Below are 16,111 nucleotides of genomic sequence, written 5' to 3'. Positions count from 1 at the left end.
AGTGAAGAATCAATGAAATATGTAATCATTTTAAGTGACGGCATGGCAGGCAGGCCGCTTGAAGAGCTGGGAGGGCGGACGACACTTCAGGCTGCAAGGACGCCTGTGATGGACAGTCTTGCGCCGGTGTCGGAGCTTGGCATGGCGTCCATGGTTCCGGAGGGTATGGCGCCGGGAAGTGATACGGCCAATCTCTCGGTCATGGGCTATGACCCGAAGATCTATTATACAGGCAGATCTCCGTTGGAGGCGCTTAGTATCGGGGTACAGATGGAGGATACAGACGTATCGTTCCGGTGCAACCTTGTCTCTGTGACGGAGGAGGAAGGGGAGTATGAAGACCAGGTCATCCTCGACCACAGCTCCGACGAGATTGATACGGAGGATGCGGCGGTTCTTATTGAAGCTCTGAAGGATGGGCTTGGAAGAGAAGGTTATGAATTCTACGCGGGCACCAGTTACCGCCACCTGTTGATCTGGAAAGAAGGGAAGGTGATAGAATTGACGCCTCCTCACGATATCCTGACACGCCGGATCGGGGAATATCTTCCCAAGGATGAGGTGCTGCGGGATATGATGAAGAAGAGTTATGACATCCTGAGAAACCACCCTCTGAATGTAAAACGTAAGGAGCAGGGATTAAAACCGGCGAACTCGGCATGGTTCTGGGGAGCGGGGAAGAAGCCGGCCCTTACATCCTTCGGGGAACGTACCGGGAAGAAGGGCGTGATGATCTCTGCGGTAGATCTGCTCAAGGGGATTGCAGTCGGTGCAGATATGGACCGGATCCTGGTAGAAGGAGCCAACGGCGGACTCCATACGAATTATGAGGGCAAGGCCGGCGCGGCTGTGGAGGCTCTCACCAAAGGCGGGTATGATTTTGCTTATATCCATGTAGAGGCTCCGGACGAGATGGGGCATCAAGGAAGGATAGAAGACAAGATCACTGCGATAGAATATGTGGATGAGAAGATATTGGGAGGCGTACTGAATGGACTTCGGAAGGCAGGAGAGGATTTCCGCATCTTACTGCTTCCGGATCATCCGACACCGATAGAGGCGCGCACCCATACAGGCGAGCCGGTTCCATATCTTCTGTATGACAGTACCAGAGATTCCCAGGGAGCGGCAGTCTATTCAGAGGAGACGGCAGCGCTGACGGGGAGAAAATGGCAGGACGGATACCTCCTGATCGGACATTTGTTAGAAGAGGTGAATCCGGAGGAGGAACTATGCTGATAGTTAAGAAATTTGGCGGCAGCTCCGTGGCGAATAAGGAGAGGATCTTTAATGTTGCCAGGAGATGTATAGAAGATTATAAAGCGGGAAATGATGTGGTCGTTGTGCTGTCCGCGATGGGGGATACGACAGACGAGCTGCTGGCGCTTGCGGATACGATCAATCCCAGGGCCAAGAAGCGGGAGATCGATATGCTCCTTACCACGGGCGAGCAGGTATCCGTATCCCTGATGGCTATGGCCATGCAGTCCCTTGATGTGCCGGCGGTGTCCCTGAACGCGTTCCAGGTGCGGATGCATTCTACTTCCAGGTACGGCAATGCACGGTTTAAGCGTGTGGAGACAGAGCGGATCCTTCATGAACTGGATTCCCGGAAGATCGTGATCGTGACCGGATTCCAGGGTGTGAACAAATACGAGGATATCACGACTCTTGGCCGCGGAGGGTCGGATACTACGGCGGTGGCCCTGGCTGCGGCCCTGCATGCGGACAGATGTGAGATCTATACGGACGTGGACGGCGTATATACGGCAGATCCAAGGGTGGTTAAGAATGCCCGGAAGATCGACATGATTACCTATGATGAGATGCTGGAGCTTGCAAGCCTGGGAGCAAGAGTTCTCCACAACCGTTCAGTGGAGATGGCGAAGAAATACAATGTCGAACTGGTTGTTCGGTCCAGCCTGAACCGTTCAGAAGGAACCGTAGTCAAGGAGGCAAAGGGGATGGAGAAATTATTAGTGACCGGTGTGGCTGCCGACAAGAATACAGCCAGGATCTCTGTGATCGGAGTGGAGGATAAGCCGGGAATCGCGTTCCGTATCTTCGATACGTTGGCGAAGAATAACATCAATGTAGATATTATCCTGCAGTCTGTGGGAAGAGAGGGGACGAAGGATATCTCCTTTACGGTGGCATCCGATGATCTGGAGGCTGCGATCAGGAACTTAAGGGAGAACCAGGAGAGACTTACGATACAGGATATCACCTGGAATGAAGACGTGGCGAAACTATCCGTCGTGGGAGCGGGGATGATGAGCAATCCCGGCGTGGCGGCGAAGATGTTCGAAGCCTTGTATAATTCCAGGATCAATATCAATATGATCTCGACCTCTGAGATCCGTATCACGGTGCTGGTACCGGAGAAGGATATCGACAAGGCGATGAACGCCGTCCACGACGGCTTCGCATTGGCGGACTGACGCCGGTAAGGGATCACGGACAGGATGCCATACCGGCGAGACGGCTGTTGTGGTATTCCCCGGAGAAGGTTACATCTTCCCCAAACCAGGAAGGCGGGACGAAGGACAGGGCGTCTTCTTCGCTTTGGAATTCAACCTCCACAAGCAGAAGAGGGGCAAGCTGCTCCTCGAAGACGTCAAGTTCCGCGGTCAGACCGCACTTAAGGGGGATCATGTAACGTTTCTTGCGGATCAGGTATCCGTCGATCTTGGAGAGAAGATGTTCGTAGGCTTCCTGGGTCAGAGGAAGGTTATATTCCTGTCTTGCCATAAGGCCCTTGGACTTATAGGTGAGTTCGTACTTATCATTGTCCCGGCGGATCCGTATCACAGGGGAAGTGTTCAGATACCCTTGCGTGATCGTCCGGCAGGGATAATCCGTAAGATGTTCGGGCAGCCGATGTACGAGATATTTGCGTTCGATTTCCAATATTTTGTACCTCCTGTCTGGAATCATTATAATACAGTTTAGGATGAAAGTAAATTATAGAATAAATTAAGAGGAGGGATTGCCATGAAAAAGGTAAGTGTGCTTCTGGCAGACGGATTTGAAGAGGTTGAGGCTCTGACGGTGGTGGACCTGCTGCGCAGGGCGACGATATATGTAGATACGGTTTCGATCACGGAAGAGTATACGGTGCATGGCTCTCACGGGATCAATGTACAGACGGAGGATCTGTTTGAGGAAGTGAACTTTGTGGAGTCAGACATGATCGTACTTCCGGGAGGGATGCCGGGAACGAAGCATCTGGACGAGCATGCGGGAGTCCGCAGGGTTGTGAAGGACTTCTTCGAGGACGGGAAGAAGATCGGGGCGATCTGTGCGGCGCCGACGGTTCTAAGTAATCTGGGAATTCTGAAGGGGAAGCGTGTCACCTGTTATCCGGCCATGGAGAAGGAGATCCAGGGAGCCGCGCTCACCGGAGCGCCGGTGACGGTGGACGGGAATATCATTACCAGCCAGGGAGTCGGAACGGCGATTGATTTCGCGTTGAAGCTGATCGAGGTCCTATCAGGAAAAGAGAAGGCAGAGGAAATTGCAGAGTCAATTGTATATGAGAAGAAGAAAAAATAACAGAATAAAAAGGATCAGAAGATTGCTTGGGAGCTGTATCCTGTGCGCGGTCCTTCTGGCCAATGTGACCGGATGCGGCAGAGATTTTGACGCGGCGGGCTATTCACAGGCATTGCTTGACCTTACCTTTCAGGCAGATATCACGAAAGCGGCAGCCTTCATGGAGGATGCTTCCGCGGAGGCTCTGATGCAGGCGTACAGGGATTCCATTGACCGGTTTGTAGAAGCCAATGTCACCAGCGGTCTTGAGATCGGTGAGCTTAAGACCACCCGGTTCGCGGAGCTGGTATCCAGGATATTCATGGTCATGCGTTATCAGGTGGGAGAGGCCAGGAAGACCGGGAAGAAGGAATACGAGGTGCCGGTTGAGATCTGGCCGGCGGATGTGTTCGTGAACTTCCAGGAGATGCTGGTTGAGGATTCGCTTAAGATGGCGGAGAAGATCGAGAAAGGGGAATACGAGGGCGCCGAGAAGGAAGAGGCGGACCAGCAGATCTTGCTCGATATCATCAATCATGCCTATGAGTTGTTGGATACGGCTTATATGGATATTGAATACGGCGAAGAGGAGACGGTGATCTTTCATGTGAGGGCAGAGACGGGATCCGAGTATTCTGTGGACGAGGATGATATGGACAGCCTGATCCGAAAAATACTTCGTTTAGATGAAATTCAATCAATGTAGGACTGGATATTTAAAGAGGTTTGTGTTATACTTCTTTGGTGAATGTAAAGTAGAATAGTATGCCCATCTTTTTGACTACCGAAGGGTGGGATAGAAACAGGAGGAAATAGCAAATGAGCTTACAGGTAGAGAAGTTAGAGAAAAACATGGCGAAGCTTACTATTGAGGTTTCTGCCGATGATTTAGAGAAAGCACTTCAGAATGCATATAAGAAGCAGAAGAACAGAATCGCGATCCCCGGTTTCCGCAAGGGGAAGGTTCCGCGCCAGATGATTGAGAAGATGTACGGGGCGGAGATCTTCTATGATGATGCGGCGAACGAACTGATCCCCAAGGCATATTCAGAAGCCTATGACGAGAGTGAGATTGAGATCGTATCCAGACCGGAGATTGATGTGGTCCAGATTGAGAAGGGGAAGCCGTTCATCTTTACAGCGACGGTAGCTACGAAGCCGGAGGTAACGCTTGGGCAATATAAGGGACTGGAAGTCGAGAAGATATCCACAGACGTGACGCCGGAAGAGGTTGAGGAGAAGATACAGGAAGAGGCTGAGAAGAATGCCAGGACCATCACGGTAGAGGACCGTCCGGTACAGGATGGAGATGAGATCATCCTCGATTATGAAGGCTTCGTGGACGGAGTTCCGTTCGAGGGCGGCAAGGCTGAGAATTATCCGCTGATCATCGGTTCAGGATCATTTATTCCCGGATTCGAGGAGCAGCTGATCGGTGTGGAAGCCGGAACAGATGTAGAGGTTAACGTTACATTTCCGGAGGAGTACCATGCAGAAGATCTTAAGGGCAAGGCAGCGGTATTCCAGTGTAAAGTACATGAGATTAAGGCGAAGGAGCTTCCTGAGATCGACGACGAATTCGCTGCAGAAGTATCAGAATTTGATACATTAGAGGAATACAAAGAGGATGTTAAGGCAAAACTTGAGGAGCAGAAGGCTTCTGAAGGCAAGGAGAAGCAGGAGGATTCTGCTGTTGAACAGGCTGTTCAGAATGCACAGTACGAGCTTCCGGATGCTATGATCGAGACTCAGGTAATGCAGATGGCTGATGATTTCGCTCAGAGAATGCGGGGGCAAGGCCTGACTATGGAGCAGTATTTCCAGTTTACAGGCATGACCTCAGAGAAGCTGTTAGCGGATATCAGGCCGCAGGCCGTTAAGAGCATCGAGACTCGTCTTGTATTAGAGGCGATCGTTGAGGCAGAGAATATCGAGGTCAGCGATGAGAAGTTCGACGAAGAGATTGCGAAGATGGCGGACATGTACAAGATGGAAGCTGATAAGTTCAAAGAGTACATGGGCGACAAGGAAAAAGAACGTATGAAGAAAGACATAGCAGTCCAGGAGGCGATCACATTCCTGGTAGAGAATGCTGTTGAAAAATAAGGGTTGAATCGCAAGGAGGCATATGCATGAGTTTGGTACCTTATGTCATTGAACAGACGAGCCGCGGGGAACGTTCCTACGATATTTATTCGAGGCTTTTGAAGGACAGGATCATATTTCTCGGCGAAGAAGTATCGGATGTGTCGGCGAGCGTTGTAGTCGCACAGCTCCTGTTTCTTGAGGCAGAGGATCCGGAGAAGGATATCCATCTGTATATCAACAGTCCGGGCGGCTCTGTTACGGCAGGTCTGGCGATCTATGATACCATGCAGTATATCAAGTGTGATATAGAGACGATCTGCATCGGTATGGCGGCAAGTATGGGATCATTCCTTCTGGCAGGAGGCACGAAGGGCAAGAGACTTGCGCTCCCGAATGCCGAGATCATGATCCATCAGCCGTCAGGCGGAGCGCGGGGTCAGGCAACGGAGATCCAGATTGCCGCGGAACATATATTGAAGACCCGTCAGAGATTGAATCAAATATTATCAGAAAACACAGGACAGCCGATAGAGGTGATCAGTGCTGATACGGATCGGGATAATTTCATGTCGGCAGAGGAAGCGAAGGAATACGGCTTGATCGACGAGGTCATCAAGAACCGTTAAGGAACTGAAGCTTTTGAAGATGTCCTTGGACGAGGTGAGAGAATGGTAGGAAGGAACGACAATCAGGTGAGGTGTTCGTTCTGTAACAAGACGCAGAATCAGGTGAGAAAGCTGATCGCAGGTCCTAACGGGGCATATATCTGTGATGAGTGTATTGATGTGTGCACCGAGATTCTGGAGGAAGAATTCGAGTACGGCGATGACAGGCAGTGGAATCCATTCGCGGATATCAATCTGCTTAAGCCGCAGGAGATCAAAGAATTCCTGGATGAATATGTAATCGGGCAGGATGAAGCGAAGAAGGTTCTGTCAGTCGCGGTGTATAATCATTATAAGCGCATCATGGCGGGAAGAGACTTGGGAGTGGAGCTAGGCAAGAGTAATATCCTGATGCTCGGCCCTACTGGCTGCGGCAAGACGCTGCTTGCACAGACGCTTGCACGGATCTTGGGCGTTCCGTTTGCGATCGCTGATGCGACGGCGCTCACGGAGGCAGGATATGTGGGTGAGGATGTGGAGAATATCCTTCTTAAGATCATCCAGGCTGCCGACGGCGATATTGAGCGCGCGGAATACGGTATCATCTATATTGACGAGATTGATAAGATCACAAGGAAGTCGGAGAACCCGTCGATCACGAGGGATGTATCCGGAGAGGGTGTACAGCAGGCGCTGCTTAAGATCATAGAAGGAACGGTTGCCAATGTGCCGCCTCAGGGCGGAAGGAAGCATCCGCATCAGGAATTGATCCAGATTGATACGACGAATATCTTATTTATATGCGGCGGTGCATTCGAAGGGATCGATAAGATCATAGAGAAGAGGATCGACCGCAAGTCCATCGGATTTAACGTGGAGATCGGAGAGAAGCATGTGGATGATGTTGACAGGCTTCTGAAACAGGTGCTCCCGCAGGATCTTGTGAAATTCGGGCTGATCCCGGAGCTGGTAGGCCGTGTGCCGGTTACCGTTCCGTTGGAGATGCTGGATAAGGATGCTCTGATCCAGATATTGACGGAACCGAAGAATGCTATTGTGAAGCAGTATCAGAAGATGCTGGAGCTTGACGGTGTGCAGTTGGAGTTCGACGGGGATGCGCTGGAAGCGATCGCAGAGACTTCTCTGAAGAGGAAGACCGGAGCCAGAGGCCTGCGTGCGATCATGGAGAGTATCATGATGGATATCATGTACAGGGCTCCGTCAGACGATTCGCTGAAGGCCTGCAGGATCACGGAGAATACCGTGAAGGGAATCGGAGAGCCGCTATGCGAACGCATCTCTGTCAGATCAGAGAGCGCATAGTATGCGGAATGTGTGATTGCAATTAGAAAGAATAACAGGCAGACGGGTACGGTGGGAAGTTTATCGTACCCGTTGCAAAGCGGAGAATCTCGAAAGCGAGATTCTTTTTCGTAAGGAGAATTGCTTATGAGTAGAGAGATAATGAGCCTGCCTATGGTGACTCTAAGAGGGATCACCATATTACCGGAGATGGTCCGCCACTTTGATATCAGCAGACCCAAGTCTGTCAAGGCAATAGAAGAGGTTGTGGAAGGGAACCAGAAGATATTCCTGACCGCCCAGAAGGATCTTGAGGTGGAGGAGCCGGGAATGGCAGATGTATACCGGACAGGCTGTATTGCGACTGTCCGGCAGATCATTAAGCTTCCAAGGAAGGTGAGCCGGGTTCTGATCACAGGAGAAGAGAGAGCCTGTATCAATGCCATAGAATTTGAGGAACCCTATCTTCGCGCCAATGTAACGGTCGTACCGGATACAGATACATCCAGGGAAGATACGGGTGCGGATGAGCATCCGCTGAACCTGGAGGGGATGCTTCGCGGGATGAAAGACATCTTCAAGGAATATATGGGGAAGAACCCGAAGCTTTCGAAGGAGCTGGCAGCGCAGATCGAGAGTATCAATGAGTTAAAGAAGCTGGTCGACGTAGTCGCGGCGAATGCACCGTTCTCTTACACGGACGCGCAGCAGCTTCTTGAGGAAGCAGATCTGATGCGCCGCTATGAGCTGCTGGCATTCAAGCTGATGAATGAGATCCAGATCATGAATGTCAAGGATGAGATCCATGCGAAGGTCAAGGAGAGAGTGGACAAGAACCAGCGGGAATACATCTTACGGGAAGAGGCGAAGCTGATCCGTGAGGAGCTGGGATACGACAGCACACTGACGGATGCGGAAGAATTCGAACAGAAAACAGAGGCGCTTCAGGCTTCGGATGAAGTAAAGGAGAAATTAAAAAAAGAGATCCGAAGATTCCAGAATTCCATGGGAAGCCAGGCAGAGAACGGAGTGATCCGTACCTATATTGAGACGATGCTTGAGATGCCGTGGGATAAGATGTGTTCGGAGCATGAAGATATCGAATATGCGAAGCAGATTCTTGAAGAAGACCACTATGGTCTTGAGAAGGTCAAAGAGAGGGTGCTCGAGTTCCTTGCGGTAAGAGCGCTTACGAAGAAGGGCAATGCGCCGATCCTTTGTCTGGTGGGACCTCCGGGAACCGGTAAGACTTCGATAGCCAGGTCTCTGGCCAGAGCGCTCAAGAAGCCGTATGTGCGCATTTCGCTTGGCGGCGTGCGTGACGAAGCGGAGATCCGGGGACACAGGAAGACTTATGTGGGGGCGATGCCGGGAAGGATCGCCAACGGTCTGAAGCAGGCAGAGGTGAAGAACCCGCTGATGCTCCTGGACGAGATCGATAAGGTCAGCAATGATTATAAGGGAGATACCTTCTCAGCGCTCCTCGAAGTATTGGACAGCGAGCAGAACCGCAAGTTCCGCGACCATTATCTGGAGGTTCCGGTGGACTTGTCCGAGGTATTGTTCGTCACGACGGCGAATACGCTGCAGACGATCCCCAGGCCGCTCCTGGACCGTATGGAGGTGATCGAGGTCAGCAGCTATACGGAGAATGAGAAGCTTCATATTGCGATGGAGCATCTGATTCCCAAGCAGCTTAAGAAGCACGGGCTTAAGGATGATCAGCTTACTATCAGCAAGAAGGCGCTGTGGAAGATGGCGCGCAATTATACCAAGGAAGCGGGTGTCCGTCAGTTAGAGCGCAAGATCGGTGATATCTGCCGCAAGACGGCACGGGAGATCCTGGAGACGAAGAAGGAGTCTGTGCGTGTGACAGAGCGTAATATCGCCCATTATCTCGGCAAGGAGCTGTATATTTACCAGATGGCAAATGAGGCGGACGAGGTCGGGATCGTGCGGGGGCTGGCGTGGACCAGCGTCGGCGGGGATACGCTGCAGATTGAGGTTAACATCATGCCGGGTGAAGGCGAGGTACTTCTGACCGGGCAGATGGGCGATGTGATGAAGGAATCGGCGAGGACGGGAATCAGCTATATCCGTTCCGTGAGCAAGGAGCACAAGGTTGACGAACATTTCTTCAAGGAGCATGATGTGCACATCCATATTCCGGAAGGGGCGGTTCCAAAGGACGGCCCGTCGGCGGGAATCACCATGGCGACGGCCATGATGTCGGCGATTACCGGAAGGAAAGCAAGGGCGGATCTGGCTATGACCGGAGAGATTACACTGCGGGGGCGGGTGCTTCCCATCGGAGGGCTTAAGGAGAAGCTTCTGGCTGCTAAGAACGCGGGGATCAAGATGGTACTCGTGCCTAAGGAGAATGAGTCTGATGTGGAGGAACTGTCCCATGAGATCACCAGGGGACTTAAGATCATTCCAGTATCTCATATGGACGAGGTGCTGAAGCTTGCGCTTGCGCCGAAGAAGAAAGTAAAATAGTGTAACAGTGAAGGTATCTGAACTGTTACAAAATAGTAACAGAGAAGGATGAAGAATGGTTATTAAGAATGTTAATTTGGAGACGGTATGCGGAATCACAAGCAAGCTGCCGGAGAATACGCTGCCGGAGATCGCATTTGCCGGCAAATCAAACGTAGGAAAGTCATCGCTCATCAATGCTTTGATGAACCGCAAATCCTACGCGCGCATCTCTGCTACGCCCGGGAAGACGCAGACGATCAATTTCTATAATATTAATCAGGAATTCTATCTGGTAGACCTTCCGGGGTATGGATATGCGAAGGTGTCAGAGCAGGAGAAGCAGAAGTGGGGACAGATGGTGGAGCGTTATCTGCACGGCTCGAAACAGCTTCGCGCCGTGTTCCTGCTGATCGATATCCGGCATGATCCTTCTGCCAATGATAAGCTGATGTATGACTGGATCGTGTCGCAGGGATATCATCCTATTATTATCGCGACGAAGCTTGATAAGATTAAGAGAAGCCAGAGGGATAAGCAGGTCAGGACAATAAGGCAGGGGCTGGGGCTTCTGCCGGGATCGATCGTGATCCCATTCTCTTCTGTTACCAAGCAGGGGAGGGACGAGATCTGGGAGCTTGCAGAGCGTGAGTATCTGGTGTAGGGCAAGAAGGTGAAATAAACGCATGGAGATGAATTGTAAAGAAAAGCTGCGGGATGAGCGGTCTTACTGGAAGGTAGCGGTGAGCCTGGGATTCAGCCTGGTTGGGACCTGCCTGTTCCTGTATTTTGGATATAAGCTGCTTGGCTTTTTCATGCCATTTGTGATCGGATGGTGTATCGCGTCTATTGCAAGCCCTGTGGTGAACTGGCTTGAGAAACGGTTGAAGATCATCAAGAAATGGGGGTCTGCGTTGATCATTATCGGTGTGCTTGGCGCGGTAGGATTACTCATCTATCTCCTTGTCAGTACGCTGTCGCGTGAGATCGCGGGTCTGATCCAGAATATGCCGGATATGTATGAGGATCTGGAGGCTGGTATGGCGACGGTCGGAGACAGTTTGAACGGCATCTTCAAGCTTCTGCCCGAAGGAGTCAGGGAAGGATGGCATACGATGATGGAGAGCCTGGAGAATACGGCGGGTGATCTGATTGGGAAGCTCAGCGAGCCGACGGTATCGGCGGCGGGAAGATTCGCAAAACGGATCCCCTCGGCGCTGGTGGCGGTTATCGTGACGTTTATTTCGGCGTACTTCTTTATCGCGGAGCGGGAGGATGTGATCCGTTGGTCGAAACGGATCGCCCCGGACGCTCTTGTGAGCCGGATGACCATGGTGGTAGATAACTTCAAGTACGCGGTCGGGGGATACTTCAAAGCCCAGTTTAAGATCATGGGAGTGGTCTATGTGCTGTTATTGGCAGGTTTCCTGATCCTGAGGGTTCATTTTGCCGTGCTGCTTGCGCTGTTGATCGCTTTCCTGGATTTCCTGCCTTTCTTTGGTACGGGTACGGCGCTGCTTCCCTGGGCAGCTTATAAATTCATGGTAGGGAATTATCGGATGGTAGTGGGCCTTCTTATATTATATGGGGTTACACAGCTTGTGCGTCAGTTGATCCAGCCCAAATTAGTCGGGGACAGCATGGGATTGAAGCCGTTGGTCACACTGGTATTGCTGTATATCGGCTACAAAACGGGAGGTGTGTTCGGCATGATCTTCGCGGTTCCGATCGGAATGATCGCGATCAACCTGTATAAGGCGGGCGCTTTCGACTATATCCTGGATGATGTGAAGATTCTGGCGGAAGGGGTTATGAGCCTGCGTAATTGATGCCTGTACGGCCAGAGTACTGACCTTTATAATAAGAATAGTTGATAGTATAGAAATGATAATAGGAGTGAAGCAATATGGAACAGATGTTGAAGGAGTTCAAGGAAGATCTCACAGAATTTCGTGAGGTAACCGACAGGTTTTATGCAAAAGAAGTCAGTACGAAAGAGTACAAGGGATTCTCCGGCGGATTCGGAAGCTATGCCCAGAAGGGCGGTAATGCGAGCATGCTGAGGCTTCGGATACCGGGAGGGAGACTGACGAAGGAGAAGTTAAGATTTGTTGCCGGCGCAGTCGCCGAGTATGGGGTAGAGAAGGCGCATTTCACGACGTGCCAGACCATACAGTTCCATAACCTGAATGCAGAGGCGGTCTGCGGTATCATGGAGAAGGCCCTTGACGCCGGGATCGTTACCAGGGGCGGCGGCGGAGATTTCCCCAGGAATGTCATGGTATCCCCGTTGTCCGGTGTGGAAGAAGGCGAGTATTTTGACGTACTGCCGTACGCTGAAGCCGTATCGGACTATCTGCTTGGCTTCATTAAGACGGTGAAGATGCCGAGGAAGCTTAAGGTGGGCTTCTCCAATTCTCCTGCCAATGAGACTCATGCTACGTTCCGTGATCTGGGATTTGTTGCCGGGAAGGATGGAAGCTTCGACGTGTACAGCGCGGGCGGCTTGGGGAATAATCCCCGCATGGGCGTGAAGGTAGCGGAGCAGGTGCCGGGAACAGAGGTGCTGTATTATGTGAAGGCCATGGTAGAGACCTTCATTGCCTACGGTAATTATGAGAACCGCGGGAAGGCAAGGACACGCTATATGCAGGAGACTTTAGGCGCGGACGGATATAAGATGGCTTATCTTGAGAAGCTTGAGGCCGTGAAAACGGGTGAAGATCTTAAGCTTGAGGTTATTGAACAGCCGGTCAATAAGAGGGGGAACGGCACGGAAGCTTCCGGCAGACGTGTGATCCCGCAGAAGCAGGAAGGCCTGTATGCCGTGACATATCATCCGATCGGAGGGGTTCCGAAGGTCGATTGGTTTGCCGCTATCTATGAGACCGTGAAAGATATGGAAGAGGTTGAGCTTCGGATTGCGCCGGATGAGACCATCTATATCATCAATCTGAACGGAGATGAGGCGAAGAAGGTCTTAGAGGCTACGGCTGACGGTGCGAGGGATCTGTTCGAGACTTCGGTCGCCTGTATCGGGGCAACGATCTGTCAGGTAGGTCTGCGGGATTCCCAGGGAGTTCTGGCGCAGATCATAGAAGAAGTAAGGAAGCATGATTTCGCGGACGGCGTGCTGCCAAGGATCCATATCTCGGGATGTACTTCTTCCTGCGGAACGCATCAGATCGGAACGCTTGGTTTTCACGGCGGAGTAAAGAGGGTGAATGATGTCGTGGAACCGGCATTTACCTTCCATGTGAACGGATGCGATCTGGCAGGCGAGGAGCGTTTCGGCGAGCAGTGGGGCATGATGCTGCAGAAGGATATGCCGGCATTCTTCGTGGAGCTTGGACAGGCAGTGGAGTCGGCGCATACGACCTTTGACGCGTGGTATACCGAAGATCCAAAGAGACTTAAGACGCTGGCAGAGAAATATTTGTATTAAAATGACGAGAGGACAGAGACTTGCGGGGGAAGAACTTTCCCTGGCAGGTCTTTTTCGTGTTGTTTTTCATATTTGAATTCGTTAAATTTGCGCTTGACTTTATTGTGGTAAATTGGTAATATAGTAGCGTACTGTGTTGACCTGATTATTTTCAGCGGATGAGAATTCAGGCAAGTCATTTAGCAATCAGAATATGAATATTGAGGTGGAAGATTATGAAAAAATTAGTTGTTTTTATGCTTACGATGGTGATGGTATTCTCACTGACCGCATGCGGCGGTTCGGATGATAAGTCTGATTCCGGTTCAGACGGCGGTGCAAGCTCCGGTACTGAATCCGGCGCAGATTCCGGCTCCGGTGCTTCTGACGGAAGCGATCTGGAGTATGTGAAGGACAAGGGAACCTTGGTAGTCGGTATCACAGATTTTGAGCCGATGGATTACAAGGGAGACGGTGACGAATGGATCGGCTTTGATGCGGATATGGCGAAGGCATTTGCCGAGAGTATCGGTGTCGAGGCGGAATTCGTAGAGATTGACTGGGATAACAAGATCATGGAGCTGGACGGCAAGACCATCGACTGCGTATGGAACGGTATGACCCTCACAGACGAGGTGACCAGCGCTATGGAGTGTTCCAATGCTTATTGCAACAACGCGCAGGTAGTGATCGTTCCGGCCAGTGAAGCGGACAAGTATCAGGATACGGACAGCCTGTCTGACCTTTCATTCGCGGTGGAGGCAGGCAGCGCGGGGGAAGCCGCGGTGGCCGCTCTGGAGCTTGAATATACGCCGGTGAAGGCACAGTCGGACGCTTTGATGGAAGTAGCGGCAGGGACGTCGAGCGCGGCAGTGATCGATTCACTGATGGCAGCCGCTATGGTAGGGGAAGGTACAGGATACGCGGATCTGACCTATACCTGCGGACTGAATGACGAGGAGTACGGCGTCGGCTTCCGCAAAGGCTCCGATCTTGCAAAAGCGCTGAATGATTACTTCGCGGCTGCTTACGCGGACGGAAGCATGATGGAGTGCGCAGAGACTTATGGGGTACAGGCTGCGATCATTGAGCAGTAACAGAATCAGTGGGCGAATGTTTTCGCTCACTGTTTTTGCCGAGTATGAGGCATTCTATGATAGAATCGAGAGAGAAAGCAGGATACAGATATGGGACAGATTATGGAACAGATGCCGATCGTTGTGGACGCGTTGAATATCGGCTTTTTACAGACGTTAAAACTTTTCTTTGTAACATTGATCGGTGCATTTCCGCTGGGACTGGTGATCGCATTTGGTTCGATGTCCCGATTTGGACCGCTTAAGTATTTTTCGAAATTCGTTGTATGGATCATAAGGGGAACGCCGTTGATGATCCAGCTTCTGATCATCTATTATTTCCCGGGGCTGGTATTACATACTCCGATCTGGGGCGGCGGTGAGTCCGGGCGTTTTCTGGCGGCAGCCTTTTCATTTGTACTGAATTACGCCTGTTACTTCTCCGAGATATACCGCGGAGGGATCCAGGGAGTGCCGATCGGTCAGGAAGAGGCGGGGCTGGTGCTTGGTATGACAAGGAGACAGATATTCTTCAAGATCACCCTGCTGCAGATGATCAAGCGGATCGTTCCGCCCATGTCCAACGAGATCATCACTCTGGTCAAGGATACCTCTCTTGCGCGCATCATCGCGCTGCAGGAGATCATCTGGGCAGGACAGGCGTTCATGAAGGGATCTCACGGTATCTCAGGCGCTATCTGGCCGTTGTTTTTTACTGCGGTCTATTATCTTATATTCAATGGTATCCTGACGCTTCTGCTTGGACGGCTGGAGCGCAGGCTGGATTATTTCAGATAGAGGAGGGCGGATGTGATGTCAATATTAGAAGCAGAGCATATATGCAAATCTTTCAATCGGACGAAGGTGCTGAAGGATATCAGTTTTTCACTGGAGAAAGGACAGGCGCTTTCCATCATAGGTTCCTCCGGGAGCGGGAAGACGACCTTACTTCGATGCCTCAACTTCCTGGAAACTCCTGATAAGGGAATTATCCGGGTAAATGATGAGATTCTCTTCGACGCAGAGGATCCGTCTACCAGGTTAGAAGCGTCGATCCGTAAGAAGCGGCTTCATTTCGGGCTCGTGTTTCAGTCGTTCAATCTGTTCCCGCAGTATACGGCGCTTCGGAACGTGATGCTGGCAAGGGAGCTTTTGGCTTCAGAGCAGCCGGACTATAAGGCGAGGAAGAAGGAGATCTTAGAGGAGATCCGTGTGCAGGCGGAAACTTTGCTTGATCAGATGGGACTTGCGAACCGCAAGGATAATTATCCGCATCAGCTATCCGGCGGACAATGCCAGAGAGTTGCTATCGCCAGGGCGTTGGCGCTGCAGCCGGATATCCTGTGTTTTGATGAGCCGACGTCCGCTCTGGACCCGGAATTGACCGGAGAGGTCTTAAGAGTGATCAAGGAGCTGGCAGACGAGAATACGACGATGGTGATCGTTACTCATGAGATGGCATTCGCCAGAGATGTGGCGGATCATGTGATCTTCATGGACGACGGGAGTATCGTGGAACAGGGAGAACCGATGCAGGTGTTCGAACATCCCAAAGAAGAGAGGACCAGACAGTTTTTGCAGAGATTCACACAGGGGTAATGAAA

15 protein-coding genes are annotated in these 16,111 nt (G+C 51.4%); 14 read left to right on the top strand and 1 reads right to left on the bottom strand.

Translation table 11 applies throughout. From position 1 onward, the window contains the following. The first annotated feature begins 12 nt into the window (after positions 1 to 12). Both VSQ62_RS19305 and VSQ62_RS19300 read left to right on the top strand, forming a co-directional pair. The gene (locus VSQ62_RS19305; RefSeq protein ID WP_334636412.1) at positions 13 to 1,239 is read left to right on the top strand and encodes a cofactor-independent phosphoglycerate mutase; all 1,227 of its coding nucleotides are present in this window, start codon (positions 13 to 15) and stop codon (positions 1,237 to 1,239) included. Beyond that, complete coding sequence (locus VSQ62_RS19300; RefSeq protein ID WP_334636411.1) at positions 1,233 to 2,441, top strand: aspartate kinase; 1,209 nt, start codon at positions 1,233 to 1,235, stop codon at positions 2,439 to 2,441. Before VSQ62_RS19305 ends, VSQ62_RS19300 begins: the two co-directional genes overlap by 7 nt. Before the next feature lie 13 nt (positions 2,442 to 2,454). Here VSQ62_RS19300 and VSQ62_RS19295 read toward each other — a convergent pair whose 3' ends face one another. Continuing rightward, on the bottom strand, positions 2,455 to 2,910 hold the full coding sequence (locus tag VSQ62_RS19295; RefSeq protein WP_334636409.1) for a CYTH domain-containing protein: 456 nt from the start codon (positions 2,908 to 2,910) through the stop codon (positions 2,455 to 2,457). Between the two features lie 84 nt (positions 2,911 to 2,994). Between VSQ62_RS19295 and VSQ62_RS19290 the strand changes: the two genes are divergently transcribed. The 12 genes from VSQ62_RS19290 (at position 2,995) to VSQ62_RS19235 (ending at position 16,106) form a co-directional block, all read left to right on the top strand. After that, a complete protein-coding gene (locus tag VSQ62_RS19290) occupies positions 2,995 to 3,555 on the top strand; it encodes a DJ-1 family glyoxalase III (RefSeq protein WP_334636407.1) in 561 nt (186 codons plus the stop codon). Further along, positions 3,536 to 4,240: a hypothetical protein gene (locus VSQ62_RS19285; protein WP_334636406.1), complete on the top strand. Its 705-nt coding sequence runs from the start codon at positions 3,536 to 3,538 to the stop codon at positions 4,238 to 4,240. The genes VSQ62_RS19290 and VSQ62_RS19285 overlap by 20 nt, the downstream gene beginning before the upstream one ends. A 113-nt stretch (positions 4,241 to 4,353) precedes the next feature. Then, positions 4,354 to 5,640 (top strand): trigger factor, encoded by a 1,287-nt coding sequence (tig, locus tag VSQ62_RS19280; RefSeq protein WP_334636404.1) that lies wholly within the window; start codon positions 4,354 to 4,356, stop codon positions 5,638 to 5,640. A 26-nt stretch (positions 5,641 to 5,666) separates the two neighbouring features. Next, complete coding sequence (gene clpP, locus VSQ62_RS19275; RefSeq protein WP_334636403.1) at positions 5,667 to 6,248, top strand: ATP-dependent Clp endopeptidase proteolytic subunit ClpP; 582 nt, start codon at positions 5,667 to 5,669, stop codon at positions 6,246 to 6,248. A gap of 42 nt (positions 6,249 to 6,290) precedes the next feature. Beyond that, complete coding sequence (gene clpX, locus VSQ62_RS19270; RefSeq protein WP_334636402.1) at positions 6,291 to 7,550, top strand: ATP-dependent Clp protease ATP-binding subunit ClpX; 1,260 nt, start codon at positions 6,291 to 6,293, stop codon at positions 7,548 to 7,550. Between the two features lie 126 nt (positions 7,551 to 7,676). Further along, entirely contained in the window at positions 7,677 to 10,028 is a 2,352-nt protein-coding gene (lon, locus tag VSQ62_RS19265) for an endopeptidase La (protein ID WP_334636400.1), read from the top strand. A gap of 55 nt (positions 10,029 to 10,083) precedes the next feature. Beyond that, positions 10,084 to 10,671, top strand: a complete 588-nt coding sequence (yihA, locus tag VSQ62_RS19260) for a ribosome biogenesis GTP-binding protein YihA/YsxC (protein WP_334636399.1) — start codon at positions 10,084 to 10,086, stop codon at positions 10,669 to 10,671. 22 nt (positions 10,672 to 10,693) lie between these two features. Continuing rightward, positions 10,694 to 11,836: a sporulation integral membrane protein YtvI gene (ytvI, locus tag VSQ62_RS19255; protein ID WP_334636398.1), complete on the top strand. Its 1,143-nt coding sequence runs from the start codon at positions 10,694 to 10,696 to the stop codon at positions 11,834 to 11,836. Positions 11,837 to 11,913: 77 nt separating this feature from the next. Beyond that, entirely contained in the window at positions 11,914 to 13,452 is a 1,539-nt protein-coding gene (locus tag VSQ62_RS19250; protein ID WP_334636397.1) for a nitrite/sulfite reductase, read from the top strand. A 215-nt stretch (positions 13,453 to 13,667) separates the two neighbouring features. After that, the gene (locus VSQ62_RS19245; RefSeq protein WP_334636396.1) at positions 13,668 to 14,528 is read left to right on the top strand and encodes a transporter substrate-binding domain-containing protein; all 861 of its coding nucleotides are present in this window, start codon (positions 13,668 to 13,670) and stop codon (positions 14,526 to 14,528) included. Between the two features lie 90 nt (positions 14,529 to 14,618). After that, positions 14,619 to 15,305: an amino acid ABC transporter permease gene (locus tag VSQ62_RS19240; RefSeq protein WP_334636395.1), complete on the top strand. Its 687-nt coding sequence runs from the start codon at positions 14,619 to 14,621 to the stop codon at positions 15,303 to 15,305. Between the two features lie 15 nt (positions 15,306 to 15,320). Further along, complete coding sequence (locus VSQ62_RS19235; protein ID WP_334636394.1) at positions 15,321 to 16,106, top strand: amino acid ABC transporter ATP-binding protein; 786 nt, start codon at positions 15,321 to 15,323, stop codon at positions 16,104 to 16,106. Positions 16,107 to 16,111 lie beyond the last annotated feature (5 nt).

It is taken from the genome of Sporofaciens sp. JLR.KK001, from assembly GCF_036941055.1.
In the GTDB taxonomy this organism is placed as follows: domain Bacteria; phylum Bacillota; class Clostridia; order Lachnospirales; family Lachnospiraceae; genus Sporofaciens.
Note: the sequence above shows the minus strand (reverse complement) of the source record. Positions and strands in the feature narration are given on the sequence as shown.